Source organism: Pseudomonas sp. Leaf434 (genome assembly GCF_001425545.1).
In the GTDB taxonomy this organism is placed as follows: domain Bacteria; phylum Pseudomonadota; class Gammaproteobacteria; order Pseudomonadales; family Pseudomonadaceae; genus Aquipseudomonas; species Aquipseudomonas siliginis.
Map to the genome: position 1 here is coordinate 439,143 of NZ_LMQZ01000009.1, position 26,572 is coordinate 465,714.

General features: G+C 61.1%; 24 protein-coding genes and 1 riboswitch. Of the genes, 8 read left to right on the forward strand and 16 right to left on the reverse strand.

Features of this window, described 5'->3' with window-relative positions; all coding sequences use genetic code 11:
* Positions 1 to 72 precede the first annotated feature (72 nt).
* The gene (locus ASG55_RS19405) at positions 73 to 558 is read right to left on the reverse strand and encodes a flavin reductase family protein (RefSeq protein ID WP_056789336.1); all 486 of its coding nucleotides are present in this window, start codon (positions 556 to 558) and stop codon (positions 73 to 75) included.
* Positions 559 to 881: 323 nt separating this feature from the next.
* On the opposite strand from ASG55_RS19405, the gene ASG55_RS19410 reads away from it, so the two are divergent.
* A complete protein-coding gene (locus ASG55_RS19410) occupies positions 882 to 2,288 on the forward strand; it encodes a purine-cytosine permease family protein (protein ID WP_056789339.1) in 1,407 nt (468 codons plus the stop codon).
* Positions 2,289 to 2,537: 249 nt separating this feature from the next.
* Positions 2,538 to 3,638 carry a polyamine ABC transporter substrate-binding protein gene (locus tag ASG55_RS19415; RefSeq protein WP_056789341.1) on the forward strand — a complete coding sequence of 367 codons (1,101 nt, stop codon included), beginning with the start codon at positions 2,538 to 2,540 and terminating at the stop codon, positions 3,636 to 3,638.
* A gap of 124 nt (positions 3,639 to 3,762) precedes the next feature.
* On the opposite strand, the gene ASG55_RS19420 is transcribed toward ASG55_RS19415, so the two are convergent.
* Both ASG55_RS19420 and ASG55_RS19425 read right to left on the reverse strand, forming a co-directional pair.
* The gene (locus tag ASG55_RS19420) at positions 3,763 to 4,737 is read right to left on the reverse strand and encodes a TerC family protein (protein WP_056789343.1); all 975 of its coding nucleotides are present in this window, start codon (positions 4,735 to 4,737) and stop codon (positions 3,763 to 3,765) included.
* A gap of 239 nt (positions 4,738 to 4,976) precedes the next feature.
* The gene (locus ASG55_RS19425) at positions 4,977 to 5,765 is read right to left on the reverse strand and encodes an AraC family transcriptional regulator (RefSeq protein WP_056789351.1); all 789 of its coding nucleotides are present in this window, start codon (positions 5,763 to 5,765) and stop codon (positions 4,977 to 4,979) included.
* Positions 5,766 to 5,847: 82 nt separating this feature from the next.
* Here ASG55_RS19425 and ASG55_RS19430 point away from each other — a divergent pair, with 82 nt between their 5' ends.
* Positions 5,848 to 6,846, forward strand: coding sequence for a bile acid:sodium symporter family protein (locus tag ASG55_RS19430; protein WP_041480047.1), 999 nt, complete (start codon positions 5,848 to 5,850; stop codon positions 6,844 to 6,846).
* Between the two features lie 6 nt (positions 6,847 to 6,852).
* Here ASG55_RS19430 and ASG55_RS19435 read toward each other — a convergent pair whose 3' ends face one another.
* Positions 6,853 to 7,455 carry a LuxR C-terminal-related transcriptional regulator gene (locus ASG55_RS19435; RefSeq protein ID WP_056789353.1) on the reverse strand — a complete coding sequence of 201 codons (603 nt, stop codon included), beginning with the start codon at positions 7,453 to 7,455 and terminating at the stop codon, positions 6,853 to 6,855.
* A gap of 114 nt (positions 7,456 to 7,569) precedes the next feature.
* Here ASG55_RS19435 and ASG55_RS19440 point away from each other — a divergent pair, with 114 nt between their 5' ends.
* The gene (locus tag ASG55_RS19440; protein ID WP_056789355.1) at positions 7,570 to 9,198 is read left to right on the forward strand and encodes an ATP-binding response regulator; all 1,629 of its coding nucleotides are present in this window, start codon (positions 7,570 to 7,572) and stop codon (positions 9,196 to 9,198) included.
* A 50-nt stretch (positions 9,199 to 9,248) separates the two neighbouring features.
* Here ASG55_RS19440 and ASG55_RS26470 read toward each other — a convergent pair whose 3' ends face one another.
* The 3 genes from ASG55_RS26470 to ASG55_RS19455 all read right to left on the reverse strand — a co-directional run bounded on the left by ASG55_RS26470 (position 9,249) and on the right by ASG55_RS19455 (position 12,653).
* Entirely contained in the window at positions 9,249 to 9,857 is a 609-nt protein-coding gene (locus ASG55_RS26470) for a hypothetical protein (RefSeq protein ID WP_177342729.1), read from the reverse strand.
* 250 nt (positions 9,858 to 10,107) lie between these two features.
* Positions 10,108 to 11,280 carry a cystathionine gamma-synthase gene (locus tag ASG55_RS19450; protein WP_056789360.1) on the reverse strand — a complete coding sequence of 391 codons (1,173 nt, stop codon included), beginning with the start codon at positions 11,278 to 11,280 and terminating at the stop codon, positions 10,108 to 10,110.
* Positions 11,277 to 12,653: a pyridoxal-phosphate dependent enzyme gene (locus ASG55_RS19455; RefSeq protein ID WP_056789363.1), complete on the reverse strand. Its 1,377-nt coding sequence runs from the start codon at positions 12,651 to 12,653 to the stop codon at positions 11,277 to 11,279. The genes ASG55_RS19450 and ASG55_RS19455 overlap by 4 nt, the downstream gene beginning before the upstream one ends.
* Positions 12,654 to 13,017: 364 nt before the next feature.
* Between ASG55_RS19455 and metE the strand changes: the two genes are divergently transcribed.
* Entirely contained in the window at positions 13,018 to 15,306 is a 2,289-nt protein-coding gene (gene metE, locus ASG55_RS19460; RefSeq protein ID WP_056789365.1) for a 5-methyltetrahydropteroyltriglutamate--homocysteine S-methyltransferase, read from the forward strand.
* 210 nt (positions 15,307 to 15,516) lie between these two features.
* Here metE and ASG55_RS19465 read toward each other — a convergent pair whose 3' ends face one another.
* Genes ASG55_RS19465 through ASG55_RS19475 form a run of 3 tightly spaced genes read right to left on the reverse strand, consistent with a single transcriptional unit; the run spans position 15,517 to position 18,304 of the window.
* Positions 15,517 to 16,281 carry an ABC transporter ATP-binding protein gene (locus ASG55_RS19465; RefSeq protein WP_056789368.1) on the reverse strand — a complete coding sequence of 255 codons (765 nt, stop codon included), beginning with the start codon at positions 16,279 to 16,281 and terminating at the stop codon, positions 15,517 to 15,519.
* Entirely contained in the window at positions 16,278 to 17,294 is a 1,017-nt protein-coding gene (locus ASG55_RS19470) for a FecCD family ABC transporter permease (RefSeq protein ID WP_056789371.1), read from the reverse strand. The genes ASG55_RS19465 and ASG55_RS19470 overlap by 4 nt, the downstream gene beginning before the upstream one ends.
* On the reverse strand, positions 17,291 to 18,304 hold the full coding sequence (locus ASG55_RS19475) for an ABC transporter substrate-binding protein (protein ID WP_056789375.1): 1,014 nt from the start codon (positions 18,302 to 18,304) through the stop codon (positions 17,291 to 17,293). The genes ASG55_RS19470 and ASG55_RS19475 overlap by 4 nt, the downstream gene beginning before the upstream one ends.
* A gap of 141 nt (positions 18,305 to 18,445) precedes the next feature.
* A riboswitch (cobalamin riboswitch) is annotated at positions 18,446 to 18,637 on the reverse strand.
* 209 nt (positions 18,638 to 18,846) lie between these two features.
* On the opposite strand from ASG55_RS19475, the gene ASG55_RS19480 reads away from it, so the two are divergent.
* Complete coding sequence (locus tag ASG55_RS19480) at positions 18,847 to 19,074, forward strand: ParD-like family protein (RefSeq protein WP_007918027.1); 228 nt, start codon at positions 18,847 to 18,849, stop codon at positions 19,072 to 19,074.
* A complete protein-coding gene (map, locus tag ASG55_RS19485) occupies positions 19,071 to 19,862 on the forward strand; it encodes a type I methionyl aminopeptidase (RefSeq protein WP_024013195.1) in 792 nt (263 codons plus the stop codon). Before ASG55_RS19480 ends, map begins: the two co-directional genes overlap by 4 nt.
* Before the next feature lie 203 nt (positions 19,863 to 20,065).
* On the opposite strand, the gene ASG55_RS19490 is transcribed toward map, so the two are convergent.
* The 5 genes from ASG55_RS19490 to ribBA all read right to left on the reverse strand — a co-directional run bounded on the left by ASG55_RS19490 (position 20,066) and on the right by ribBA (position 25,520).
* Complete coding sequence (locus ASG55_RS19490; protein ID WP_056789376.1) at positions 20,066 to 21,220, reverse strand: ABC transporter ATP-binding protein; 1,155 nt, start codon at positions 21,218 to 21,220, stop codon at positions 20,066 to 20,068.
* Positions 21,221 to 21,237: 17 nt separating this feature from the next.
* Entirely contained in the window at positions 21,238 to 22,047 is an 810-nt protein-coding gene (locus tag ASG55_RS19495) for an ABC transporter permease (protein ID WP_007918021.1), read from the reverse strand.
* 6 nt (positions 22,048 to 22,053) lie between these two features.
* Positions 22,054 to 22,962, reverse strand: coding sequence for an ABC transporter permease (locus tag ASG55_RS19500; RefSeq protein WP_056789380.1), 909 nt, complete (start codon positions 22,960 to 22,962; stop codon positions 22,054 to 22,056).
* Entirely contained in the window at positions 22,959 to 23,984 is a 1,026-nt protein-coding gene (locus ASG55_RS19505) for an ABC transporter substrate-binding protein (RefSeq protein ID WP_016775018.1), read from the reverse strand. The genes ASG55_RS19500 and ASG55_RS19505 overlap by 4 nt, the downstream gene beginning before the upstream one ends.
* A gap of 426 nt (positions 23,985 to 24,410) precedes the next feature.
* Positions 24,411 to 25,520 (reverse strand): bifunctional 3,4-dihydroxy-2-butanone-4-phosphate synthase/GTP cyclohydrolase II, encoded by a 1,110-nt coding sequence (ribBA, locus tag ASG55_RS19510; protein ID WP_056789383.1) that lies wholly within the window; start codon positions 25,518 to 25,520, stop codon positions 24,411 to 24,413.
* A 68-nt stretch (positions 25,521 to 25,588) separates the two neighbouring features.
* Between ribBA and ASG55_RS19515 the strand changes: the two genes are divergently transcribed.
* Positions 25,589 to 25,885, forward strand: coding sequence for a DUF1330 domain-containing protein (locus ASG55_RS19515; RefSeq protein ID WP_056789386.1), 297 nt, complete (start codon positions 25,589 to 25,591; stop codon positions 25,883 to 25,885).
* Positions 25,886 to 26,008: 123 nt separating this feature from the next.
* On the opposite strand, the gene ASG55_RS19520 is transcribed toward ASG55_RS19515, so the two are convergent.
* Positions 26,009 to 26,572, reverse strand: coding sequence for an NUDIX hydrolase (locus ASG55_RS19520; protein ID WP_056789389.1), 564 nt, complete (start codon positions 26,570 to 26,572; stop codon positions 26,009 to 26,011).

A 26,572-nucleotide genomic window follows, 5' to 3' on the forward strand; every position in this document is an offset into this window, starting at 1 on the left:
AAATGTAACAACTGACCCATCGCATTCGCGAGCAGGCTCGCTCCCACATGGGATATCCGAGATCTGGTGAAATCACGCCACAACCGGTAAAGCACCCATCTTGCCGTGGCAATACACCAGCGGTCCGGCGACCTGCTCGGGGACGATCAGGTTCTTCACCGCGCCGACCATGATCGCGTGGTCGCCACCTTCGTATTCACGCCACAACTCGCACTCGATCACCGCCGTCGCATTGTCGAGTATCGGGTTGCCCAGTTCGCTCAACGTCCACTCGATGCCCTGCGCCTTGTCCTTGCCTTTGCGCGCGAAGGCATAGGCCTCGCTTTGCTGCACGCTGGACAACAGGTGAATCGCAAAGCGTTTGTTCTTGATCAGCACGGGATAGGAGTCGGAGCTGTAGTTAGGGCAGAACAGCACCAGCGCCGGGTCCATCGACAGCGAGCTGAACGCGCTGGCCGTCAGGCCGACGATCTGGCCGTCGTCGTCCAGCGTGGTGATGACGGTGACGCCGGACGGGAACGAGCCCATGACTTGTTTGTAAATGGCAGCATCGATCATTGGGTGGTCCTCGGGTGGTGTGACGCGGTTTTTATGGGTTGTAGGTCTGATGGTATACCGTAATACATATCTTGCAAGAGCTTTTCTGGTGAACCGATAAACGTGCCGATTTCGTCGGAAACTCAATGTTTACGGGGCTTCCAGCTAGCAGTGCAGGGGCGGGATCAGCGAGGATAGCGGATCAGACAGCGACAGAATCAGCGGATCAGGCTTGTGCAAAGCTTGGAATACCATAATATGGTCTGCATCTGAGGGGCGACCCAAGAGTCCTCCCGGTTTGGCTTCATACAAAGATAAAAACAGACAAACTCGAGTTCATGCATATGTCCCAGATGTCCCGGCAAGATCCGTTGATCGAGAATCATACGGTCGATTACGTCCCACTCGCGGAACGCCACGGGAAGGCCCGCGATCTGTTCACTCTTTGGTTCAGCACCAACATTGCGCCACTGCCCATCGTCACCGGCGCCATGGTGGTCCAGGTGTTCCACCTCAATCTGTTCTGGGGGCTGCTGGCGATTGCGCTGGGGCATATGATCGGCGGCGTGGTGATTGCGCTGGCCTCGGCCCAAGGCCCGCGCATGGGCATTCCGCAAATGGTCCAGAGTCGCGGTCAGTTCGGTCGTTATGGCGCACTGCTGATCGTGTTCTTCGCGGCGCTCATCTACATCGGTTTCTTCATTTCCAACATCGTGCTGGCCGGTAAATCCATTGTCGGCATTGCGCCGTCAGTACCGGCGCCGCTGAGCATTCTGATCGGCGCGCTGGCTGCTACGGCGATCGGTGTGATCGGCTACAACTTCATCCACACCCTCAACCGCATCGGCACCTGGGTGATGGGCGGCGCGTTGCTCGCCGGATTCATCTACATTTTCGCCCATGACTTGCCGGCAGACTTCCTGACGCGCGGCAGTTTCAATCTCTCCGGCTGGCTGGCGACGGTGTCGCTGGGGATCATCTGGCAGATCAGCTTCTCGCCGTACGTCTCCGACTATTCGCGATATCTGCCAGCAGACATCGGTATCGCCAAACCGTTTTGGGCGACTTACTTGGGCGCGACGCTGGGCACGATTCTGTCGTTCAGTTTTGGCGCGGTGGCGGTACTGGCGACGCCGGAAGGCACTGAAGCGATGGCAGCGGTCAAGCAGTCTACCGGCTGGCTGGGGCCGATTCTGATGGTGCTGTTTCTGCTCAACATCATCAGCCACAACGCGCTCAACTTGTATGGTGCGGTGTTGTCGATCATCACCTCGATTCAGACCTTCGCCAGCCAGTGGACGCCGAGCATCAAGGTGCGCGTGGTGCTCTCGAGCGTGATCCTGGCCGGATGCTGTGTGGTCGCCCTCGGCGCTTCGGCAGATTTCATTTCCCAATTCATCGGGCTGATTCTGGCGCTGCTGCTGGTGCTGGTGCCGTGGGCGTCGATCAACCTGATCGACTTCTACCTGATCAAGCGCGGCAACTACGACATCGCCTCGATCTTCCGCGCTGACGGCGGGATCTACGGGCGCTTCAACCTGCACGCGATCATTGCCTATTTCATCGGCATCATCGTGCAGCTGCCGTTTGCCAACACCTCGCTGTACGTGGGGCCGTACGCCAACTTGGTGGAAGGTGCCGACCTGTCCTGGCTGGTCGGTCTGGTGGTAACGGTGCCGCTGTATTACTGCCTCGCAACCCGTGGTCAGGCGCAGCAGAGCAGGGCGGCCAGGCTCGGCTATACCGACTGATCCCAACGGCAACACAGCAATGCCCGGCCCAGTGCCGGGCATTTTTGTGTGCGTATCTCGGCGGTCAAGCAAATTGGCCATATCGATCCCCTTTTGGCCTGCCGCCTACTGTCATCGCGCTACGCTGTCAGCAAGAATCAAAACCATAACAACAGGCTCGACCTTTTTTGCCCTTGGCTAGCGTTACTGCCACTGCCGTGTACAGAACATAAAAACCATCGATCTCACGTCGCATTCGGGGAAACAACCATGGTCACGATCAAACGCATTCTGGGCGCCACCGTGTGTGGCCTGACGCTGCTGGCCAGCGCCGTCCAGGCCGAGCAGCGCGAACTGCGGGTGTACAACTGGGCGGATTACATTCTGCCGTCAGTGCCCAAGGACTTCGCCGAGCAAAGCAAGATCAAAGTGACCTGGGATACCTTCGACACCAACGAATCCCTGGAAGCCAAACTGCTCACCGGCAACTCCGGTTACGACCTGGTGGTGCCGTCCAATCAGTTCATCGAAACCCAGATCAAGGCCGGCGTGTTCCAGAAACTCGACAAGTCGAAATTGCCGAACTGGCAGCACCAGGATTCGGCCCTGCTCAAATTGCTCGACGCCAACGACCCCGGCAACCAGTACGGCGTGCCGTACATGTACGGCACCGTGCTGATCGGCTTCAACCCGGCCAAGGTCAAGGCCGCCCTGGGCGACAACGCGCCGGTGGACAGTTGGGATCTGGTGTTCAAGCCCGAGAACATGGAAAAGCTCAAGGCCTGTGGCGTGGCGATGCTCGATTCGCCGTCGGAGATCCTGCCGCTGGCCCTGCATTACCTCGGCCTCGATCCGAACAGCCAGAACCCGGCGGACTATGAAAAGGCCAAGGCCTTGATGATGAAGATTCGCCCGTACGTGACCTACTTCAACTCGGCCAAGTACATGACCGACATCGCCAACGGCGACATCTGCGTGGCGATCGGTTATTCCGGCAGCTTCTACCAATTCGGCAATCGCGCCAAAGAGGCGGGCAATGGCGTGGTGGTCGACTGGCGTTTGCCGAAGGAGGGCGCGCCGATCTGGTTCGACACGTTCGCCATTCCGAAGAGCGCGAAGAACGTCGCCGAGGCCCACGAATTCCTCAACCACTTGCTCGACCCGAAAGTGATCGCACCGATCAGTGATTTCCTCGGTTACCCGAATGCCAACAAGGACTCGATGCCGCTGGTCAACAAGGACATCACCGACAACCCCAACCTGACCCCGACCAGCGAAGCGCTGAAAACCCTGTATGTGGTGCAGCCGTTGCCGCAGAAAATGGAGCGGGTGCGCACGCGGGTGTGGACCAGTATCAAATCCGATAAATAAGAGCATCGCACTTCAAATGTGGGAGCGAGCCTGCTCGCGAAAGCGGGGTGTCATTCAACTCCTATGTTGAATGATCCGGCGTATTCGCGAGCAGGCTCGCTCCCACAGGTAGGGTTGTGTGGTGTCATTCGGTGCGGCGTTCAGCCTCGCGGCTGGTCGCCAGACTCAACAGCACCGACCCTAGAATCACCGACCCGACGATTGCCAGCGACCATTCCACCGGCATGTGGAACCACGGCATCAGCACCATCTTGCCGCCGATGAACACCAGTACGATCGCCAAGCCATACTTGAGCAGGTGAAAGCGATCAGCCATGTCCGCCAGCAGGAAGTACAGCGCGCGCAGGCCCATGATCGCGAAGATGTTCGAGGTGAAGACAATGAACGGGTCGGTGGTGACGGCGAAGATCGCCGGGATGCTGTCGACCGCGAACATCAGGTCGCTGGCCTCGATCAGCACCAGCACCAGGAACATCGGTGTTGCCCAGCGAACGCCGTTCTGCAGGATGAAAAACTTCTCGCCGTGAAAGCCACTGGTGATGCGCATATGCCCGCGAACCCAGCGCAATATCGGATTCTTTTCCAGATCCGGTTGATGATCAGCGAACACCAGCATCTTGATCCCGGTGATGATCAGGAACACACCGAAGGCATACAGCAGCCATTCGAACTGCGACACCAGCCACACACCGGCGAAAATCATTATCGCGCGCATGACAATCGCGCCGAGCACGCCGTACAGCAGCACTCGTCGTTGCAATTCCGGTGGCACGGCGAAGTAGCTGAAGATCATCACGAAGATGAACATGTTGTCGATCGACAGGGACTGCTCGATCAGATAACCGGTGAGAAATTCCAGGGTTTTCTGTCGGGCGATTTCACTGCCGAATTCGCCATGCAGATACCACCAGAGCAACCCGGCGAAGCTCAGCGCCAACAGGCACCAGGCAACCACCCAGGCCGACGCTTCCCGCACCGACACCCGGTGCGCCTTGCGCCCGCCGAAGACAAACAGGTCCAGGGCCAGCATGGCCAGAACGAAGACGATGAAGGCACCCCACATCCAGGGTTCGCCGATGTTGATGTTCGTGGCAGGCATGGCACGCTCCCCTGTCTTTTTATTTGCAGCAAGCACATCCCCTGTGGGTGCGAGCCTGCTCGCGAATACGATGGAACAGTGAAGTTGAGGTTGCTGACCCACCGCGTTCGCGAGCAGGCTCGCTCCCACAGGGATCATCTTCTCTTCTCGATCAAAGTCAGACGGGGCCATGCTAGCGACGGATCTGGAGCAAAGAAAAATCGTTTATTTCTGACTGACAGTTCGGCAAAAACGAAGTGTCAGCGGAAAAACTCTCCCGGCGTTTCGCCGAACTGCTGACGAAACGCGGCGATAAACGCCGAGGTCGAGTCGTATCCACAAGCCAGCGCAACATCGGTCACACGCTCGCCTTTTTCCAGCGGGGTCAGGGCACCAAGCAAGCGCAGGCGCTGGCGCCAGGCGCGGAAGGTCAGGCCGGTGTCGCGCAAAAACAGGCGCGTCAGAGTCTTTTCGGTGACACCGAATTTTTCGCTCCAGTGGCTCAGGGTGGTCTGCTGCTCCGGGTGTTGCTCCAGGCTCTGGTAGATCTGCTTCAGGCGCGGGTCTTGCGGCAGCGGCAGCATCAGGTCGATGGTCGGTGCGTCGGCGAGTTGATCGAGGATCACCTCGGCCAAGCGTCCGTCAGGGCCACTCTCGTCGTATTCCACCGGGACCTGACTGAAGGCGCGAATCAATTCCCTGAGCAGCGCGCTGACGCCGAGCACATGGCAATGCTCAGCCGCCCAACCGGTGACGCTGCTGTCGATGTACAGGCTGCGCATTTCCGTGTGTGGCGCGCTGAACACCCGGTGCGGCTCGCCGGCCGGAATCCACACCGCACGCTCCGGCGGCGCGACGAAACGGCCGACGCTGGTCTGCACTTCGAGCACGCCCTGAATCGCGTAGGACAACTGCACCCACGGATGACTGTGACGGCGGGTGAGGGCGCGGTTGGGCAGCGATTCGGTGCGTCCATACACGGGGCGGGGCAGGCTCGGTAGCCCGGGAACACTGCGGCGAACGCTCTTGGAATGTCCTTTAGGCGGCATCTGGCGGCTCTTCGGCGTTAGTCGGTAATTGCCAGTCACGTTAGAGTCGTTCGCACGCACTGGCAACCTTCGGATGAACCGCATGACTCGCCCACGTTTTTTGCCCGATAACTTCACCCTGACCTTGATCGGCGTCGTCTTGCTGGCCAGCTTCCTGCCCGCCAGCGGCCAGGTCGCAGTCGGCTTCGGCTGGCTGACCAACATCGCCATCGCCCTGCTGTTTTTCCTGCACGGCGCCAAGCTGTCGCGCGAATCGATCATCGCCGGCGCTGGCCACTGGCGTCTGCATCTGCTGGTGTTCGGCCTGACCTTCGTACTGTTCCCGATCCTGGGCCTGGCGCTGAAACCGCTGTTGTCACCGCTGATCGGCGATCAGCTGTACATGGGCATGCTCTACCTTTGCGCGTTGCCAGCTACGGTGCAGTCGGCCATCGCGTTCACTTCGCTGGCGCGAGGCAATATTCCGGCGGCGATCTGCAGCGCGGCGGCGTCCAGCCTGTTCGGGATTTTTCTTACGCCGCTGCTGGTGACTTTGCTGCTCAACGTCCACGGCGACGGCGGCTCGACCCTCGATGCGATCGTGAAGATCAGCGTGCAATTGCTCCTGCCGTTCATTGCCGGGCAGATCGCCCGCCGCTGGATCGGCGCGTGGGTAGGGCGCAACAAGAATTGGCTGAAATTCGTTGATCAGGGTTCGATTCTGCTGGTGGTGTACGGCGCATTCAGCGAGGCGGTCAACGAAGGCATCTGGCAGCAGATTCCGTTGTTCGAGTTGCTCGGTCTGGTCGTGGTCTGCTGCATCCTGCTGACGCTGGTTCTGGTGGCATCAATTCTGTTGAGCAAAGCCTTCGGCTTCAATCAGGAAGACCGCATCACCATCCTGTTCTGCGGCTCGAAAAAGAGCCTGGCCACCGGCGTGCCGATGGCGCAGGTACTCTTTGCCGGCAGCACCATCGGCGTGCTGATTCTGCCGCTGATGCTGTTCCATCAGATTCAGCTGATGGTCTGCGCGGTGCTGGCGCAGCGCTATGCGAAACGGCCGGAGTCGGTGCCGGATCTGATGGCGCAGGTTGATCCATAAAAGGGTTCACAGACCCGAATACTTGACCGCCGCTGCCGCCCGCGTCGGCACGTCCAGCGTGCGCAACAACGAAGACACGTGGATCCTCACCGTGAACGGCGAAATATCCAGTTCACGGGCGATTTCCTTGTTGGTCTTGCCTTGCGCAATCAACCGCAGCACGTCCTGCTGACGCGGCGTCAGCGCCGTCGTAGTTTCCAGCGGCAACAAGCCGGACGGCGCCGACTTCACCAGCACCTCACCTTCACGGATCGCCAGAATTGCCTGGCCGATTTCATCCGGCGCAATGTTCTTGCCGATAAAACCGTCAATGCCCGCCGCCATGACTTCACTGATCAGCGTCTGATCGTCAACCATCGACACCACGATCAGCGTGGTGCGCGGCAATCGTTGGCGCAAGTCGGCGAGTTGAGTGATGCAGGTCAGTCCGGGAAAACGCAGATCGAGCATCAGCGTGTCCGGCTCGTCGCCCTGTGGCAGCAGCTTGAGCACCGCGTCGAAGTCGCCAGCCTCGCAGGTATCCGCATCGGGCAGCAAGCGCTGCACTGTGCGCAGCATCGCCTCGCGAAACAGCGGGTGATCGTCGGCTATGATGATCCGGCACGTCATGACGCGACCCTCCCTGGGTCAGGCGTGATTCAAGGCCTGCACCTTAGCACTGGACGCGAAGGTTGCCTGTAGGCTGCTTCCGAAACTGACGATTGCTGCACAAGGACGTTTACCATGAAGTTCGAAAAAAATACCGAACTCGACCAAGCCAACCTGCGCATTATCATCGCTGCCATTGCGGTGGTTTACATGGTCGTGCTGGGTTTTCTGCCGGGCCATCGCTTCAATACCTACCTGCCGGTCATCACTTACATTGTCTTGTTTCTGCTGGCTTCGATCGCGTTCCGCCAAGCCATTGCGCGTTGGCCCGGGCATTATCCGGCGCGGCGGATTTTTGCCATGGTCCACGATTACACCGGCACCTGTTTTGGACTGGTGATCGGCGGCGAAGCGGCGCTGCCGTTGTATGCGGTGATGGTCTGGGTCAATCTTGGCAACGGCATGCGCTACGGCTCGCGCTATCTGGCAATCGCCACCGGCCTTGCATTGGTGGCGCTGCTGGTGGTCTATCGCCTGACGCCGTATTGGCAGGCGCAGCCGTTCATGGTGCTGATGCTGCTGATCACCAGCACGGTGATTCCGTTTTATGCGCACTTGCTGCTTGAGCGCACGCGCAAGGCGTCGGAAGAAGCGCTGGCGGCTAACCTGGAAAAGTCGCGGTTTCTGGCGCAGGCCAGTCATGACTTGCGTCAGCCAATTCATTCCATCGGACTGTTTACCGCGTGTCTGCGAGAGTCGCGCCTGGGCGATGACGAGCGGCGGCTGGTCGATAACATCGACCGCTCACTGCTCAACGTCTCGCAATTGTTCCGCTCGATTCTCGACCTCTACACCCTCGATAACGGCCGGGTTGAAGCGAAAATGCAAACGCTGAATCTTGGTGAATGGCTTGCGGATCTGATACGCCAACACCAGGAAGCGGCCCGTTGGGCAGGCGTCGAGCTGCGGCTGCGACCGTGCAACCACTGGGTCAGAACCGACCCGGCGCTGCTCGCGACCATGGTGCAGAACGTGCTCTCCAACTGTTTCAAATACGGCGCGCAACGTCCCGTGCTGATCGGCGTGCGTAAACGTGGGGCAGGGCTGGCCATCGTCATCCATGACCGTGGCAACGGCATTGCCGAAGAGCATCTGCACAAGGTCTTCGAGGAGTTTTATCGGGTACGGCAAGTGCGCGACAAAGATGTCGAGGGCGTCGGGCTGGGCCTGTCGATCATCAAGCGTCTTGGTGAACTGATCGATGTGCACGTTGCTCTGCGTTCACAGTGGGGGCGCGGCACAGCTGTGACGCTTGCGGGGTTGCCGATCGTGGCGGCGCCGCAGTCACCGGTGGTTCGCAGTGAAGCGCGGCAGGTGGGTTTGTTGACCGGGCTGAAGGTGTGTCTGGTCGAGGATGACCGCAACGTGTTGCTCGCGACTTCGGCGTTGCTCGAACGCTGGGGCTGCGTGGTGCAGGCCGAGTGGTCAGCTGAAGGCCTGGTCACCGACTGCGACATCATCGTCGCCGACTATGACCTCGGCACCCATGCCACGGGTATCGAATGCATCGATGAAGTGCGCAGGCAGCGCGGTTGGGCAGTGCCGGCGATGATCATCACCGGGCATGACGTCGAGAAGATTCAGGCAGCCTTGCATGACCGGCAGATTGCGATTCTGTCGAAACCTGTGCGGCCGGCCGAGTTACGCGCGACGTTGCGCGCCCTGCGTGATCGACAAGGCGCAGCGGTTGAACAGATGCTGTAAAGGCCAATGTAAACGGGCGGCTCAGGAGCTCGCCCGTTATTTCGCGGCGATTATTGTGGGCTGTTGAACTGGTCGGAATAGCTGCCGGTCATCAGCGCCGATGCCACGCGATCAGAACCGACTCCGACCCGGGAGTAGGCCACTCGGTTGACGCCGGTGCGGTCGGCCCCATCCGCTGCCAATGCTCCGGCACCGACACGATCAGCGCCATCGGCGGCCACCGCGCCGGCGCCGACACGATCAGCGCCATCGGCAGCCACCGCGCCTGCGCCGACACGATCGGCGCCATCGGCAGCCACAGCGCCGGCGCCGACACGATCAGCGCCATCGGCAGCCACTGCGCCAGCGCCGACACGATCAGCGCCATCGGCAGCCACCGCGCCGGCACCGACACGATCAGCGCCATCGGCAGCCACTCCGCCAGCGCCGACGCGATCAGCACCATCGGCAGCCACCGCGCCCGCGCCGACACGATCAGCACCATCGGCAGCCACCGCGCCCGCGCCGACACGATCAGCGCCATCGGCAGCCACTGCGCCGGCGCCAACATGATCAGCCCCATCCGAAGCCAACGCCTGCGGTTGCGCCGCCAAGACATTCGGCACCACAACGCTGGCCGCTACCGCAAGAAGCACGCCTGACAACAACTTGTATTTCATGGTTTTCTCCACGACCCGTTGCCAAACAGCGATCAATCGCGCGCGATGCATACAGACGCCACGACTCACTGGCTTGGGTTCTACCTGGTTGGCGAAAGGCACGGGCACACCGAACGGCGTGCGGGTGTCGAGATAATTTTGATCGAGCCGATTGAGTATAGGATCGGCCTCGGGAACTGCCACGGCAGAAAGATCGACGGACAAAAAAAGACGAAGCCCGCATTGCGCGGGCTTCTTTGGGTGGAGCTGTTTACATTCTTGCCAGTGCCTGAGCCAGATCGGCGCGCAGGTCTTCAACGTCTTCAACTCCGACCGACAACCGCACCAAGCCATCGCCAATACCAAGCTTGGCGCGCGTCTCCGGTGGAATCGTCGCGTGGGTCATGATCGCCGGATGCTCGATCAGGCTTTCCACGCCACCGAGGCTTTCGGCCAACGCAAAGATCTTCACGTTTTCCAGAAAGCGCCGCGCACCGGCCAGGTCGCTGTTCAGATCGACGGAAATCATCCCGCCAAAACCGCGCATCTGCCGCTTGGCCAGTTCGTGCTGCGGGTGCGACTCAAGGCCCGGATAGTAGACGCGCTTGACCTGCGGTTGCTGCTCGAGCCACTGCGCCAGATCAAGGGCGTTGCTGCAATGGCGTTCCATGCGCAGCGCCAAAGTCTTCACCCCGCGCAGGGTGAGGAACGCATCGAACGGCCCGGAAATCGCCCCGACGGCGTTCTGCAGAAAACCGAGTTTTTCCGCCAGTGCGGCGTTCTGCCCGACCACGGCAATGCCGCCGATCACGTCGGAGTGGCCGTTGAGGTATTTGGTGGTCGAGTGCAGGACGATGTCGAAACCCAGCTCCAGTGGGCGCTGGATGTAGGGGCTGGCGAAGGTGTTGTCGGCCACGCAGATGATCCCCCGCGCGCGGCAGATGCGCGCAATGGCGGCCAGATCCGACAGGCTCAGCAGCGGGTTGGTAGGGGTTTCGACCATGACCATGCGCGTGTCGTCCTGCAGCGAGGCTTCGAACGCCGACAGATCGGTCAGATCGACGAAGCTGAAACGGTGCCCGGCGCTGCGCTGACGAACCTTGTCGAACAGGCGGAAGGTGCCGCCGTACAAGTCATTGCCGGAAACGATGTGTGAGCCGGCGTCGAGCAGTTCCAACACCGTGGAGATCGCCGCCAGCCCCGAGGCGAAGGCGAACGCGCGGGTGCCGCCTTCGAGGTCGGCGACGCAGCGCTCCAGCGCGAAGCGCGTCGGGTTGTGCGAGCGGCCGTAGTCGAACCCCTTGTGCACGCCGGGGCTGTCTTGCAGGTAGGTGGAGTTGGCATAGATCGGCGGCATCAGCGCGCCGGTGGTCGGGTCAGGCTCTTGCCCGGCGTGGATCACCCGGGTGGCGAAGCCTTGGGATTTATCGTCGTGCTGACTCATGCAAGGGATCTCCGTAATTGGTTGAGCATGTCGGTGCGGGTAATCAGGCCATGGAAGCTGGAACCGTCAGCGATGATCGCGACGAGGCCACGGCTGAGCACCGCTTCCAGCTCGGCCAGGCTCGCAGCCGGGGCGAGGGTTTGCAGTTTGTCGGTCATCACGCTGGACACCGACTGGCTGAAGCGCGCGGCATCTTCGTGGACGCCGAGGAGGATGTCGGACTCGTCGATCACACCCACCAGTTGCTTGCCTTCGACCAGCACCGGCAGTTGCGAAACATCCGCCAGACGCATGCGCTGAAACGCAGTGAGCAGGGTGTCGTCCGGGCCGACGCTGATCACCCGGCCGTCCTCGAAACGCCGTGCGATCAAATCGCGCAGATCGCCGTAGCCCTTGCGCTGCAACAGGCCTTGATCGGTCATCCACTGGTCGTTGTAGACCTTCGACAGGTAACGCGTGCCGGTGTCGCAGACAAAGCTGACCACGCGTTTCGGCTCGGTCTGTTCGCGGCAATAACGCAGCGCGGCAGCGAACAGGGTGCCGGTCGATGAGCCGCCGAGAATGCCCTCGGCCTTGAGCAACTGGCGCGCGTGATCGAAGCTTTCCGCGTCGCTGATCGAGTAGGCGTGACGCACGCTGGAGAGGTCGGTGATCGACGGAATGAAGTCTTCGCCGATGCCCTCGACTGCCCACGAACCGGGCGTCGGCAAGGTGCCGTCGCGGCTGTATTGCGCCATCACCGAGCCGACCGGATCGGCCAGGACCATTTCCAGATCCGGTTGCACGCGCTTGAAGAAGCGACTCAGCCCGGTCAGCGTGCCGGCCGAACCGACGCCGACGACAATGGCGTCCAGATCATGTTCGGTCTGCGCCCAGATTTCTGGCGCGGTGCTGCATTCATGGGCCAGCGGGTTGGCGGGATTGTTGAACTGGTCGGCGAAAAACGCCCCGGGGATGTCCTTGGCCAAACGGGCGGCGACGTCCTGGTAATACTCGGGATGGCCCTTGCCGACGTCAGAACGAGTGATGTGCACTTCGGCGCCCATGGCCTTCAAGTGCAGGACCTTCTCGGTGGACATCTTGTCCGGTACCACCAGCACTACGCGATAGCCTTTGGCGCGACCGACCAGCGCCAGACCCAGACCGGTATTGCCGGCAGTGGCCTCGACAATCGTCCCGCCCGGTTGCAGGCGACCGTCACGTTCGGCAGCGTCGATCATCGCCAGACCGATACGGTCCTTGATCGAGCCGCCAGGGTTCTGCGATTCGAGTTTGAGAAACAGCGTGCACGGTCCGGTATCGAAGCGGGTGACCTGCACCAGCGGAGTATTGCCTATCAGCCCAAGCACGGCAGGGCGTGATTCCTTTGACATTTCTTCACCTCTTTATGGTGTTGACCGCGTTCCAATCGCGGGGAAAAGACTCGCGTGCAACTTAGGCGCAGACATCCTCTCTCGCAACCTCTAATCCTTGGAAAATCCAGCCATTTGGATCTAACGATAGAACGAAAACTTGCATGTTGCCCTGAGGTGTTCTGATCGTTCCCACGCTAAGCGTGGGAATGCAGCCTTGGACGCTCTGCGTCCCTACGGCCAGAAGATCGCAGCCTTCGGCAGCTCCTACGGGGCGCCTGTGCATGAATAGAACTTGTGATGATCTAGAATTTATTGAGTTTGTTTCATCAAGACCGGTTCCCGACAATACCCGCCATCGAATAAGCATCTGGAGTTGTTTGTCATGGCACTGGCCCATTCCCTTGGATTTCCGCGCATCGGTCGCGACCGCGAACTGAAGAAAGCGCAAGAGGCGTTCTGGAAAGGAGAACTGAACGAGGCGGGCCTGCGTGACGTCGGGCGTGAGCTGCGCAAGGTCCATTGGGACTTGCAGAAAAACGCCGGCATCGACTTGCTGCCGGTTGGCGATTTCGCCTGGTACGACCAAGTGCTGACCCACTCGCTGATGTTCGGCGTGATCCCCGAACGTTTCCGTCCGCACGACGGTAAAGCCACGCTGCAGACCCTGTTCAGCATGGCCCGAGGCGTCAGCAATGCTTGCTGCGGCGAAGGCCACGCTCAGGAAATGACCAAGTGGTTCGACACCAATTATCACTACCTCGTACCGGAATTCAGCGTCGATCAACAATTTCAGCTGGGTTGGGAGCAGTTGTTTGAGGAAACCGAAGAGGCCCGTGTGCTGGGGCACAACGTCAAACCGGTGATCATCGGTCCGCTGACCTATCTGTGGCTGGGTAAAACCAAAAGCGTCGACTTCGACAAGCTCGATTTGCTTGACCGCCTGCTGCCGCTGTACGGCCAGATCTTCGCGCGGCTGGCGGCGTTGGGTGTGGAGTGGGTGCAGATCGACGAGCCGATTCTGGTGCTCGATCTGCCGCAGGACTGGAAGAATGCCTTCGAGCGCGCCTACAACCAGATCCAGCGCGATCCGCTGAAAAAACTGCTCGCCACGTACTTCGGTGGCCTGGAAGAAAATCTCGGTCTGGCGGCGAACCTGCCGGTCGATGGCTTGCACATCGATCTGGTGCGCGCGCCGGATCAGTACCCGACCATTCTGGATCGTCTGCCGGCTTATAAGGTGCTGTCGCTGGGTGTGGTCAACGGTCGGAACGTCTGGCGCTGCGATCTGCAAAACGCGCTGGCGACGCTGCGCCATGCTCATGAGCGTCTGGGTGATCGTTTGTGGGTAGCACCGTCCTGTTCATTGCTGCACAGCCCGGTTGATCTGGGCCGCGAAGACCAGCTCGATGCCGAACTGAAAAGCTGGCTGGCGTTCGCCGTGCAGAAGTGCGAAGAGGTCGCCGTGCTCGCTCAAGCGGTCAGCGAGCCGGAAGCGCCGAAGGTACTGCGTGCCCTCGCGCAAAGCCGTTCGGTGCAGACCAGCCGCGCTGCCTCGCCGCGTATTCACAAACCGGCGGTACAAGCGCGGGTCGCGGCGATCACTGCCAAGGATGCGCAACGCCAATCGCCGTTTGCCCAGCGTATTGCCAAACAGCGCGGCAAGCTCGACCTGCCGTTATTCCCGACCACCACCATTGGCTCGTTTCCGCAAACGTCGGCGATCCGTCTGGCGCGTCAGGCCTACAAGCAAGGCAAGCTCAGCGCGGCCGATTACACCGATGCGATGCACACGGAGATTCGCCACGCGGTGGAAATTCAAGAGCGCCTCGGCCTGGATGTGCTGGTGCACGGTGAGGCCGAGCGCAACGACATGGTCGAATACTTCGCCGAACAGCTCGACGGCTATGCCTTCACCCGCTTTGGCTGGGTGCAGAGCTACGGTTCGCGCTGCGTCAAACCGGCGGTGATTTTCGGTGACCTAAGCCGCCCGCAGGCGATGACGGTCGAGTGGATCCGCTACGCCCAAGGCCTAACCGACAAGGTCATGAAAGGCATGCTGACCGGCCCGGTGACCATGCTGATGTGGTCGTTCCCGCGCGAAGACGTCAGCCGCGAGGTGCAGGCTCAACAACTGGCGCTGGCCATTCGTGACGAGGTGAATGATCTGGAAGCGGCGGGAATCAAAATCGTGCAGATCGACGAAGCGGCGTTCCGTGAAGGCTTGCCGTTACGCCGGGCGCAATGGCCGGCGTATCTGCACTGGGCGAGCGAAGCGTTCCGCCTGTGCGCCTCCGGCGTGCGCGACGAAACCCAGATCCACACGCACATGTGCTACAGCGAGTTCAACGATGTGATCGAGTCGATCGCGGCGATGGACGCCGATGTCATCACCATCGAAACCTCGCGTTCGGACATGGAACTGCTCGAAGCGTTTGAAGCGTTTGCCTACCCGAACGACATCGGCCCCGGCGTGTACGACATTCACTCGCCACGGATTCCGGATGTGACGCAAATGGTCGGTTTACTGCGCAAGGCGGCGCAGCGTATTCCGGTGGAGCGGCTGTGGGTCAATCCGGATTGCGGCTTGAAAACCCGAGGCTGGCCAGAGACCGAGGCGGCGTTGGTGCACATGGTCAGCGCCGCGCGGCAACTGCGCAAAGAGTGGGCCTGACCCTTTACCGCCCTGGAATACATAACCTTTGTGGGAGCGAGCCTGCTCGCGAAAGCGGTGTGTCAATCGACACCATGTTGGATGACCTGACGCCTTCGCGAGCAGGCTCGCTCCCACAGAACTCGCGTTCTCCCCGTCATTCACGGCAACACACAAATCCTTTGTGGGAGCGAGCCTGCTCGCGAAAGCGGTGTGTCAGCCACCCATGCATCAGGCAAGGAAGCGTAATATCGGCGCACCATCGAACGGGTCTGTCAGATAGTGCGCCCTGACCCCGAAAGTCGTCTGTAACCGCTCCGGCGTCAGCACGTGCAGCGGCTCGCCCAGTGCCACCAGACGCCCGCGCTCCAGCACCGCCAGGCGATCGCACTTGAGCGCCTGATTGAGATCGTGCAGGGCGATCAGCGTAGTCACCGGCAGTGCGCGCACCACGTGCAGAATGCTCAACTGATGCTGGATGTCGAGGTGGTTGGCCGGCTCGTCGAGCAGCAGGATCTGCGGGCGCTGCGCCAGTGCGCGGGCGATGTGCACGCGCTGGCGTTCCCCGCCGGAGAGGCTGCGCCAGAGGCGGTTGCGCAGGTGCACGGCGTCGACGTCGACCAGCGCTTGCTCGACGATGGCGTCATCGGCCGGCGACCACGGTTGCAGCGCCGATAACCACGGCGTCCGCCCCAGCGCCACCGCGTCGAACACGCGAATGCCATCGTCGGTATCGGCCTGTTGCTCAACCACCGCGAGCGTCTGCGCGATAGTGCGCCGCGACATCTTGCCCAGCGTCCGACCGTCGAGCTGCACCCGACCCGCGCTCGGTTCGCGCAGGCCGGCCAGCAATTTGAGCAACGTGGATTTCCCCGACCCGTTCGGCCCGACAATGCCCAGGGTCTCGCCGCGCTGAACATCGAGGCTGACACCGTTGAGCAATTCGGCACCGCGCACTTTGAAGCCCACATCAGCACAACTCAAAACCGTGTTCATCGCGCCGATCTCCGGCCCACCAGAATCAGCGCGAACACCGGCGCGCCGACCAGCGCAGTGATCACGCCGACCGGGATCACCTGACCCTTGATCAGGGTGCGTGACAGCACATCGGCGGCGATCAGAAACACTGCGCCGCCCAACGCACTGGCCGGCAGCAGACGGGCATGGCCGGTGCCGAGCAACAACCGCGCGGCATGGGGAATCACCAGACCGACAAAGCCGATCGAGCCGACAATCGACACCATCACCGCCGTCACCAGCGCGGCGCAGCCAATCAACAGAATCTGCACACGTCGCACTGGAATGCCGAGAGACGCCGCCGAGTCCGCACCAAAGGTGAACGCATCCAGCGCCCGCCGATGCCACAGACAAACAACCAACCCCAACACCGCCACCGGCACCGCCAGCCCCACCGACGGCCAGCGCACGCCGCCGAGATTGCCCAACAGCCAGAACATGATCCCGCGCGCCTGTTCCGAGCTGGCCGAGCGGGTGATCAGAAAAGCGGTGAGGGCGTTGAACAGCTGCGAGCCGGCAATCCCGGCCAGAATGATCTGCCCGGTGCCGCTGGCCGAGCCGCTGACTCGCGCCAACAGGATCACCAGTGCGAAAGCGGTCACCGCGCCGGCAAAAGCACCGACCGACAATGAAATCGCCCCGGCACCGACGCCGAGCAGGGCGACCATCACCGCGCCGGTCGAGGCGCCAGCAGAAATTCCCAGCAGATACGGATCGGCCAACGGATTGCGCAGCAGCGACTGCAGGATTACGCCACAGGTCGCCAGACCGGCGCCGCAGGCCGCCGCGACCAGCGCGCGGGTCAGGCGATAGTTCCAGACAATGCCTTCGTCGATCGGGTCGAGCACATAACCGGCGCCCCACAGCTTGTTGGCCAGCACCTGCAACACCACGCTCGGCTCGATCGAAGTCTCACCAATGGCCACGCCGCCGATCAGCGCGACCGACAGCGTCAACAGCACCAGCAGCAAACGGATCAGGCGTCTGCTCATTGCGACAGGTCGTAGCCGTTGATGGCGCTGGCCAGTTGTTCGAGGCCGTCGAAGGTGCGCAGGCTGGCCTGCATGGCCATGGCGTCAAGGATGATGATGCGGTTGTGCTTGACCGCGTCCATGTTGCGCGTCACCGGATCACTGCGCAGGAAGGCGAGTTTCTTCTGATAGTCGTCCGCCGGGAAACGTCGACGATCCATGCGCGCAATCACCAGAAACGTCGGGTTGGCCTTGGCGATGGTTTCCCAGCCGACGGTTGGCCATTCTTCATCGGACTCGACGACGTTGCGCACGCCGAGGGTGCTGAGCATGAAATCGGGAACGCCTTTGTGCCCGGCCACGAACGGCTCGATGTCCATCTCGGCGCTGGAGAACCATACCAGGGCGCTGACGTCTTTGCGCTGCTGCTTTTTCGCGGTGGCGATCGACTGCGCGAGGCTGGCTTTGAGCTGCTCATTGAGCTGCTCGCCACGCGCCTGCACATCGAAAATCGCCGCCAGTTGGCTCACGCTTTTGTAGATGCTGTCGATGCGAAACGGCGCCAGCCGCGTGCCGTCCGAACCGACGAGGTTGTCCTTGGCTTCGCAATCGGAGGGCAGCAGATAGGTCGGAATCTTCAGTTCATGAAACTGCTCGCGGGTGCCGACCGCGCCTTGCGGGCCGACCATCCATTCCAGCTCGACGGCAACCAGCTCCGGGCGTTTAGCGATCACCGCTTCGAAACTCGGCTCGTTGTCGGCGAGGCGCTCGATCCTGTCGTTCTGTGCTTTGTATGTGCTCAGCACGTCGTTGAACCACAGCGAAGTGCCAACGACTTTGTCGCCCAGACCCAAGGCATAGAGCATTTCCGTGCCGGCCTGGCCGATGGTCACCGTGCGCGCAGGCGCGTGCTGAAAGGTCAGGCTGCTGCCACAGTTTTCGACGGTCAGCGGATACGCAGTCGGCGCCGCTTGCGCCAGGGGGCAAAGACTCAGAGTGGTGAGCAGGGTGGCAACGCGGGGCAGCAGCATGTGGCAGTCTCCAGAGGGAACCGTACGGGAGTGGGCGGGTACGGTTTGGAAACACACCTCGGGCGCGGTCGTGGAAACTGCGCAAGGCCGGCACGGGGAAAATGCGCACGGCACGATGTCCTTCCCGGACACCCCGCCGGTTGGTCAGTCACTGTGCCGGCAGGTCTCCTGACTGATGCGTCATCGCCACGCTCCGGCCTTCCCGGGGTTCACCCAGTGGCAGTCGAGGAGCAGGCTCGGCACCTACAGTTGCGGGGGCAGTTCCGATTGATGCGTGGAGCACCTCGGATTCCCTATTAATTCCGTGTGGAAACCGGCGCGGGCATGGTAGTCGATCAGGCCGCTGATGGGGAGCCGAATCTGCTTTGGTAGGAGCTGCCAAAGGCTGCGATCTTTTGATCTGGTCTTTAACGGGCAAGATCAAAAGATCGCAGCCTTCGGCAGCTCCTACACGGGTGCGTGTTTGCGTGGCGAAGCGTTTGCAATCCGAGGGTAAGCTTGGCTAGTATACGATCCATATACATTTCGTATCGGATATAGACATGGGCATCGTAAAGATTTCAGAGGACATGCACGAGAACCTGCGTATCTCCAGCAACGCCCTCAGCCGCTCGATCAACGCACAGGCTGAGCACTGGATGCGCATCGGCATGCTCGCCGAGCTGCATCCCAATCTCGACCACAGCGCCATTTGCCGCCTGCTGATCCGCGCCGAACAGAATGGTGGGCTGGATCTGCAACAACTGACTCAGGAAGCCGTCAGCGCATGAGAAACCAGATCAAGATCAACACCCCGGCCGACATCGAAAAATCCCGCGCCGCCGGCAAACTCGCCGCTGAAGTGCTGGCAATGCTGGTGCCGCATGTGAAGGCTGGCGTGACCACCGATGAGCTGGATCGACTGTGCAACGATTACATCGTCAATGTGCAGAAGGCGGTGCCAGCCAATGTCGGTTATCACGGCTTTCCGAAAACCGTCTGCGCGTCGGTCAACGATGTGGTGTGCCACGGGATTCCATCGGGTACGCCATTGAAGGATGGCGACATCGTCAATCTCGACATCGCCGTGATCAAGGATGGCTGGTTCGGCGATACCAGTCGCATGTATGTCGTGGGTGAGGCAAGCCCCGAGGCGCAGCACCTGATCAAGACCACTTACGATGCGATGTGCGCGGGCATTCGTGCAGTGAAACCGGGCGCGACGCTGGGCGATATCGGTCATGCGATCCAGAGCCTGGCGGAGGCGGAGGGCTTCAGCGTGGTGCGCGAATACTGCGGCCACGGTATCGGCAAGGTCTATCACGACGAACCGCAGATCCTGCATTACGGCTTTCCCAATCAGGGCCTGAAGCTTAAGGCCGGGATGATTTTCACCGTGGAACCGATGCTCAATGCCGGCAAACGCCATGTGAAGAACATGCCGGATGGCTGGACCGTATTGACCAAGGATGGCTCGTTGTCGGCGCAGTGGGAGCATATGGTCGCGGTGACGGAGAGCGGGTTTGAAGTGCTGACGGCGTGGCCGGATGAGATTGAAGGGTACCGGGCCATTGGCTAATACCGTGTCGCCTGCTTGCCCTCACCCTAGCCCTCTCCCAATGGGAGAGGGGACTGACCGAGGTGTTGTTGCGAGATACGCCGACGTGCGATACCGAGTCGAACTTACATTTTGAACAGCATGAAGATCGGCTCCCTTTCCCCCTCGCCCCCCGTGGGGGAGAGGGCTGGGGTGAGGGGGTAGATCCAACTGACTCAGCGCAATCAGTGAGCCCCGGCAGCCTTGTTCAAGTCGCTCTCGGTCCACTCGGTATAAACACAAGCATCCGCCGTCGCCCAGCGCACCCGTACCGGATCGCCGGCCTTGAGCGGCATGCCCGCTGCCGATAGCGCTTTCACCGTCATCGACGTCCCGCCCGCAGTCACCACGCTGCACGTCTGGCTTTCACCGAGAAACAGCACCTCCACAACGTTCGCCGACACCTCATTCCAGCCCGCCGCCAGCGGCTCATCCAGCGCCTGCTGCGTGCTCAGCGCCAAGGCCTTTTCCGGACGCACCATCAGCAGCACATCCTGATCAGTGTGCAACCCGGACGTCAGCCGAATCGACAACGACTGGCCCTCGAAACTCGCCGCTGCATTGCCTTGCACCTTGAGCTTGAGGAAGTTCGAATTACCCAGAAACGACGCGACAAACGCATTCGGCGGATTCTGGTAAAGGTCATAACCACTGCCCAGACCAACGATTTTGCCGTGGCTGAAAATCGCGATGCGTTGCGACAGACGCATGGCTTCTTCCTGGTCGTGGGTCACGTACACGATGGTGATACCCAGGCGTCGGTGCAGTTGGCGCAGTTCATCCTGCAAGTCCTCGCGCAGCTTCTTGTCCAGCGCGCCCAACGGTTCATCCATCAGCAGAATGCGCGGCTCGTAAACCAGCGCCCGGGCGATGGCAACCCGTTGTTGCTGGCCACCGGACAGTTGCGAAGGGCGGCGATGGGCGAACTGTTCGAGTTGCACCAGCTTCAACATCGCATCGACGCGCTTTTCGCGCTCGGCCGCAGCCAGTTTACGGATCGCCAAAGGGAAGGCGATGTTGTCGCGCACCGACAGATGCGGGAACAGCGAGTAACGCTGAAAAACCATGCCGATGTCGCGCTTGTGCGGCGGCACGTTGACCAGCGACTGGCCGTTGACGAGGATCTCGCCACTGCTCGGTGTTTCAAACCCGGCGAGCATCGACAGCGTGGTGCTTTTGCCCGAGCCGCTGGAGCCGAGGAAGGTGAGGAATTCGCCGTCCTTGATGTCCAGCGAGATGTTATCGACGGCAGCAAAATCGCCGTAGTGCTTGTTCAGGTTGCGCAGGCTGACCAGGGGTTTGTCGCTCTGCTGGGATGCGTCTTTGATCACGGCACTCATGTCGTACTCCTGGGCGCTCAGGCGCTGATTTCGTTGCGCCGGCGCAGGGCGGCGGCGATCACCATGACCAACACTGACAGGCCGATCAGCAGCGTCGAAGCGACGGCGATCACCGGGGTCAGGTCCTGGCGCAGGGTGGTCCACATTTTCACGGGAAGGGTTTGCAGAGTCGGGCTTGCCATCATCACGCTGAGCACCACTTCGTCCCACGAAACGAGGAAGGCGAAGAGGGCGCCGGCGACCATGCCCGGACGAATCGCCGGGAACGTCACCTTGAACACCGCTTGCAAGCGCGAGGCACCGCAGATCACCGCCGCGTCTTCAATCGACTGATCGAACAGCTTCAGCGAGTTGATGATCGAGATGATGGTGAACGGCAGCGCGACGATCACATGGCTGACGACGAAGGCGAACATCGTTCCGGTGTAGCCGAGCTTGAGAAACAGCGCGTACACCGCCACGGCAATGATCACCAGCGGCACGATCATCGGCAGGGTGAACAGGCCGTAGAGCATCTCGCGGCCGGGGAAGCGTCCGCGCACCAGCGCAAACGCGGTTGGCAAACCGAGCGCCACAGCGCAGATCGTGGTCAGCACGGCAACTTTTAGGCTGGCGGCAGCGGCGTTCATCCAGTCGGGATTGGAGAAGAACTGGCCGTACCATTTCAGCGTCCAGCCCGGTGGCGGGAACACCAGCCACTGCGAGGAGCCGAACGACAGCAGCACGATGAACACGATCGGCAACAGCAGGAACAGGCCGATCAGCCCAGTCGTAGCGTAGAGGCCGAAACGCATGCGCCGGCTCATGGCATTGGGGGTCAGGAGCATGTCGGCTTACCTCGCGTTACTGGCGCCAACCGGGGATTCCGGTTGAAGCTTCAGGTAGAAGTAGAACAGCACCAGGGTAATTGCGATCAGCAACGCGGCGCCGGCACTGGCCAGGCCCCAGTTGAGGAACGATTGCACCTGCTGAATGATGAACTCCGGCAGCATCATGTTCTGCGCCCCGCCGAGCAGCGCGGGGGTGACGTAGTAACCGAGCGACATTACGAACACCATCAAACCGCCGGACGCCAGACCCGGCCGGCACAGCGGCAGGAACACCCGGAAGAAGTTGGTCCACGGACTGGCGCCACAGATCGAGCCGGCCTGCAGGATCATCGGGTCGATGGCCTGCATGGTCGCCTGCAACGGCAGTACGATGAACGGGATCATGATGTAGCTCATGCCGATCACCACGCCCGTCAGGTTGTGCACCATCTCCAGCGGTTGATCGATGATGCCCATGGCCATCAAGGTCTTGTTGATTACGCCCGAGGCTTGCAACAACACCAGCCACGAATAGGTGCGGGCGAGCAGGCTGGTCCACATCGACAGCAGCACGATGTTGAGGATCCAGCGCCCCCAGCCGCGCGGCACCAGGGTGATCGCCCAGGCCAGCGGAAAGCCCAGCAGCAGGCTGAACAGCGTCACCAGCCCGGCCACCGAAAAGGTGTTGAGCAGCACCCGCGCATAGGCCGAATTGGCGAACAACTGTTCGTAGTTGCCGAGACCCGGCACAGGTTCCAGCACACCGCGCAACAGCAGGCCAATCAACGGCGCGAGAAAGAACAGGCCGAGGAACAGCAGTGCCGGGACGAGGTTGCCGGCGCCGCGCCAGCGTTGCTTGAAAGCCGAACCGGCAGCGCCGGCGGCGCTCCCGGTGGCAGTGGAAGGACGAGGCGCAGTGGCCGCGATTTTCATTTGACCAGCCATTCGTTCCACCGTGTCGCGATAGCCGGACCGTTCTTGGCCCAGTAAGCGAAATCAAGGGTGATCTGATCCTTGGCGTAAGCCGTCGGCAGGTTGGGGGCCAGCGTCGAATCCAGACGCTCCACACTGTCGAGGTTGACCGGCGCGTAGGCGGTCAGGTTGGAGAAGTCGGCCTGACCTTTGGCGCTGCTGGCATTGGCGAGGAACTTCATCGCCGCATCTTTGTTTTTCGAGCCTTTGGGGATGACCAGAATGTCGGCCATGACCAGGTTCTGCTTCCAGCTCACGCCGACCGGTGCGCCGTCTTCCTGCAGGGCGTGCACCCGACCGTTCCAGAACTGGCCCATGCTCGCTTCGCCGGACGCCAGCAGTTGCTGCGACTGCGCACCGCCGCCCCACCAGACGATGTCTTTCTTGATGGTGTCGAGTTTCTTGAAGGCGCGATCCAGATCCAGCGGGTAGAGCTTGTCAGCCGCAACGCCGTCGGCCAGCAGCGCCAGTTCGAGCACGCCGGGGCTTGGCCATTTGTACAGGGCGCGCTTGCCCGGGTAGGTCTTGGTGTCGAACAGCGCGCTCCAGTCCTGCGGCTTGTTGGCGCCGAGCTTGCCTTCGTTGTAGCCGAGGACAAAGGAGAAGAAGAACGAACCGACGCCGTGATCGCTGACAAAGCGCGGGTCGATCCTGTCGCGCTGGATCACTTTGAAATCGAGGGGTTCGAGCAGGCCTTCGGCAGCGGCGCGCAGAGCGAAGTCGGCTTCGACATCGACTACGTCCCACTGCACGTTGCCGCTTTCGACCATGGCTTTGAGTTTGCCGTAGTCGGTGGGGCCGTCCTGGACGACGGTGATGCCGCTGGCCTTGCTGAACGGATCGGCCCAGGCCTGTTTCTGCGCATCCTGGGTGCTACCGCCCCAGCTGACAAAATTCACGCTTTCGGCAGCCATTGCAGCCTGGCCGGTAACGCTGAGCAGTCCCGCGAAAAAGATCGCGGTTGCAGCTTTGTTCAACACCATGTTCACGCCCTCATTGTTGTGTTTTTGAGCGGGCCTTGCGTTGTTGCCCGCCTGTCGGGAGCAGTAGCTGGACGCTTTTTCACGTCGTCCGGTCTATGGAATATCATATTATGGTATTCCAAACTTTGTGCAAGCACTTTGCCTTACCGGTTATCTGGCCGGTTGGTTTTTTTGAGCCGTTCGGCCTGAGATATTTTGTGAATGTGAGATCCAGCCCCTCACCCCAGCCCTCTCCCAAGGGGAGAGGGGGAAAGGGAGCCGATCTTCATGCTGTTCAAAACCGAGCCCGATTCGCTAATGGGAAAGGAGTGGATCCGTATGCTGCTCAAAGCTGAGTTCGACTCGGTATCCCAGGTCGATGTATAGCGACCGGTCAACGCGGTCGGCTCCCTCTCCCTCTGAGAGAGGGCTGGGGTGAGGGCGGCGTCATTCAGTGAACGGAATGCTCTCAACCACCTCAAGGTCATACCCGGTCAACCCCGCATACTTCAGCGGTGGCCCGAGGTGGCGCAGCTTGCCCACCCCGAGGTTCTGCAGAATCTGCGCCCCCGTCCCGACCTCGGAATAAATCCGCGATTGCGAACGGCTGAACTGCCGTGGCGGCTGGGTCAACTGCGGAACGCGCTCGAGCAACGCCTGCGACGATTCATGATTGGCCAGCACCACCACAACCCCATGACCTTCCGCCGCGACCCGTTGCAACGCTGCCCAGAGGGTCCAGTTCGTCGGCCCGCTGTACTCGGCGCCGACCAGATCGCGCAGCGGATCGATCACATGCACGCGCACCAGCGTCGGCTCTTCGCGGCGCAGGTCGCCCATGACCATCGCCATGTGCACGCCACCTTCGATGCGATCTTCGAAGGTGATCAAACGGAAGGTGCCATGCACCGTCGGCAGCTCACGTTCACCGATGCGTTCGATGGTGTGCTCGGTGCTCAGGCGATAGTGGATCAGGTCAGCAATGGTGCCGATCTTGATCCCGTGTTTGCGTGCGAACTGCTCCAGATCCGGGCGGCGCGCCATGGTGCCGTCGTCGTTCATCACTTCGACAATCACCGAGGCGGGGGTGAACCCGGCCAGGCGCGCCAGATCGCAACCGGCCTCGGTGTGCCCGGCGCGGGTGAGCACGCCACCTTCCTTGGCGCGCAGCGGGAAGATGTGGCCGGGCTGCACCAGGTCTTCGGCGCGGGCATTTGGCGCGACGGCGGCGGCCACGGTGCACGCGCGATCTGCTGCGGAAATGCCGGTCGTCACGCCGACCGCCGCTTCGATCGACACGGTAAATGCAGTGCTGAACACACTGCCGTTGGCGGGTACCATTTGCTCCAGGCCCAGACGCTGGCAATGTTCGTCGGTGAGGGTCAGGCAGATCAGCCCGCGTGCTTCGCGGGCCATGAAGCTGATAGCCTCCGGCGTGCAACGGTCGGCGGCCAGCAGCAGGTCGCCTTCGTTCTCGCGGTCTTCGTCATCGGCCAGCAGGACCATTTTGCCGAGGCGATAATCTTCGATGATTTCTTCGATGCTGTTGAAGGCCATGCTGGACTCTCAGGGTTCGTTGGAAATATATTGGTATACCATAATACAAAATCAACAAAGAGGTCACTATGAAGGCGTACTGGATTGCACATGTGGATATAGCCGATGCCGAGCACTACAGCCAATACACCCAGCGCACCCCGCAGGCGATTGCCGCATTCGACGGCAAGTTTCTCGCCAGAGGCGGGCGCAGCAAAGCGCTGGAAGGGCGGCAGACGCCACAGCGCACCGTGATCATCGAGTTCGCGAGCTACGAACAGGCCGTGGCGTGCTATCGCTCGGCGGCGTATCAGGAGGCGAAAAGTTACCGCGAAGAATGGGCGAGGGCGGAGATCATCATCGTAGAAGGCATCGCCCCGAACTGAGCCACACCACCAAACTATGTGGGAGCGAGCCTGCTCGCGAATGCGTTCGATCATTCAACATTTGTATCGACTGACACGACGCCTTCGCGAGCAGGCTCGCTCCCACAGGGGTATAGGTGGTGATCAGCGCATGAAATGGATCTTGCCGCTGTCATCATTACCCATGTAAATCCCGTAAACCCCAGCCTGGCGCTCTTCGATATAGCGCTCGAGAATCTGCCGGATCGCCGGGTAGTAGATCTGCTCCCACGGAATCTCTTCAGGGGCGAAGAACTTGTAATCCATGGTCTCCGGCCCATACTGCCCGGTGATCTCCAGGGCGATGGCGCGGAAGATGATGTACACCTCGCTGATTTTCGGCACGCTGAAAATCGAATACGGCGAGACGATTTCCGCGCGCACGCCGCTTTCTTCCCAGACTTCACGCAACGCCGCCTGCTCGGTGGTTTCACCGCTTTCCATGAAACCGGCCGGCAGCGTCCAGGTGCCCGGGCGCGGGGGGATCGCCCGTTGGCACAGGAGGTATTTGCCCTCCTGCTCAATGATGCAGCCGGCAATGATCTTCGGATTGACGTAGTGGATATAGCCGCAGCCGCGGCACATCAGGCGCTCGTGCGTATCGCCCGGCGGCGTCTGCTGACCGAGGTCAGGGCCACCGCATTTCGGGCAAAAGCTCGGGCTGAACAT

Excerpts from the sequence above, each read along its gene's own strand:
- ASG55_RS19475 (WP_056789375.1), bottom strand. The coding sequence starts at position 18,304 with ATGCTGCTGCCCCGCGTTGCCACCCTGCTCACCACTCTGAGTCTTTGC.
- ASG55_RS19410 (WP_056789339.1), top strand. The coding sequence starts at position 882 with ATGTCCCAGATGTCCCGGCAAGATCCGTTGATCGAGAATCATACGGTC.
- ASG55_RS19405 (WP_056789336.1), bottom strand. The coding sequence starts at position 558 with ATGATCGATGCTGCCATTTACAAACAAGTCATGGGCTCGTTCCCGTCC.
- ASG55_RS19440 (WP_056789355.1), top strand. The coding sequence starts at position 7,570 with ATGAAGTTCGAAAAAAATACCGAACTCGACCAAGCCAACCTGCGCATT.
- ASG55_RS19490 (WP_056789376.1), bottom strand. The coding sequence starts at position 21,220 with ATGAGTGCCGTGATCAAAGACGCATCCCAGCAGAGCGACAAACCCCTG.
- ASG55_RS19505 (WP_016775018.1), bottom strand. The coding sequence starts at position 23,984 with ATGGTGTTGAACAAAGCTGCAACCGCGATCTTTTTCGCGGGACTGCTC.
- ASG55_RS19520 (WP_056789389.1), bottom strand. The coding sequence starts at position 26,572 with ATGTTCAGCCCGAGCTTTTGCCCGAAATGCGGTGGCCCTGACCTCGGT.
- ASG55_RS19465 (WP_056789368.1), bottom strand. The coding sequence starts at position 16,281 with ATGAACACGGTTTTGAGTTGTGCTGATGTGGGCTTCAAAGTGCGCGGT.
- ASG55_RS19515 (WP_056789386.1), top strand. The coding sequence starts at position 25,589 with ATGAAGGCGTACTGGATTGCACATGTGGATATAGCCGATGCCGAGCAC.
- ASG55_RS19480 (WP_007918027.1), top strand. The coding sequence starts at position 18,847 with ATGGGCATCGTAAAGATTTCAGAGGACATGCACGAGAACCTGCGTATC.
- ASG55_RS19420 (WP_056789343.1), bottom strand. The coding sequence starts at position 4,737 with ATGCCTGCCACGAACATCAACATCGGCGAACCCTGGATGTGGGGTGCC.
- ASG55_RS19415 (WP_056789341.1), top strand. The coding sequence starts at position 2,538 with ATGGTCACGATCAAACGCATTCTGGGCGCCACCGTGTGTGGCCTGACG.
- ASG55_RS19430 (WP_041480047.1), top strand. The coding sequence starts at position 5,848 with ATGACTCGCCCACGTTTTTTGCCCGATAACTTCACCCTGACCTTGATC.
- ASG55_RS19495 (WP_007918021.1), bottom strand. The coding sequence starts at position 22,047 with ATGCTCCTGACCCCCAATGCCATGAGCCGGCGCATGCGTTTCGGCCTC.
- ASG55_RS19500 (WP_056789380.1), bottom strand. The coding sequence starts at position 22,962 with ATGAAAATCGCGGCCACTGCGCCTCGTCCTTCCACTGCCACCGGGAGC.
- ribBA (WP_056789383.1), bottom strand. The coding sequence starts at position 25,520 with ATGGCCTTCAACAGCATCGAAGAAATCATCGAAGATTATCGCCTCGGC.
- ASG55_RS19425 (WP_056789351.1), bottom strand. The coding sequence starts at position 5,765 with ATGCCGCCTAAAGGACATTCCAAGAGCGTTCGCCGCAGTGTTCCCGGG.
- ASG55_RS19470 (WP_056789371.1), bottom strand. The coding sequence starts at position 17,294 with ATGAGCAGACGCCTGATCCGTTTGCTGCTGGTGCTGTTGACGCTGTCG.
- map (WP_024013195.1), top strand. The coding sequence starts at position 19,071 with ATGAGAAACCAGATCAAGATCAACACCCCGGCCGACATCGAAAAATCC.
- metE (WP_056789365.1), top strand. The coding sequence starts at position 13,018 with ATGGCACTGGCCCATTCCCTTGGATTTCCGCGCATCGGTCGCGACCGC.
- ASG55_RS26470 (WP_177342729.1), bottom strand. The coding sequence starts at position 9,857 with ATGAAATACAAGTTGTTGTCAGGCGTGCTTCTTGCGGTAGCGGCCAGC.
- ASG55_RS19435 (WP_056789353.1), bottom strand. The coding sequence starts at position 7,455 with ATGACGTGCCGGATCATCATAGCCGACGATCACCCGCTGTTTCGCGAG.
- ASG55_RS19450 (WP_056789360.1), bottom strand. The coding sequence starts at position 11,280 with ATGAGTCAGCACGACGATAAATCCCAAGGCTTCGCCACCCGGGTGATC.
- ASG55_RS19455 (WP_056789363.1), bottom strand. The coding sequence starts at position 12,653 with ATGTCAAAGGAATCACGCCCTGCCGTGCTTGGGCTGATAGGCAATACT.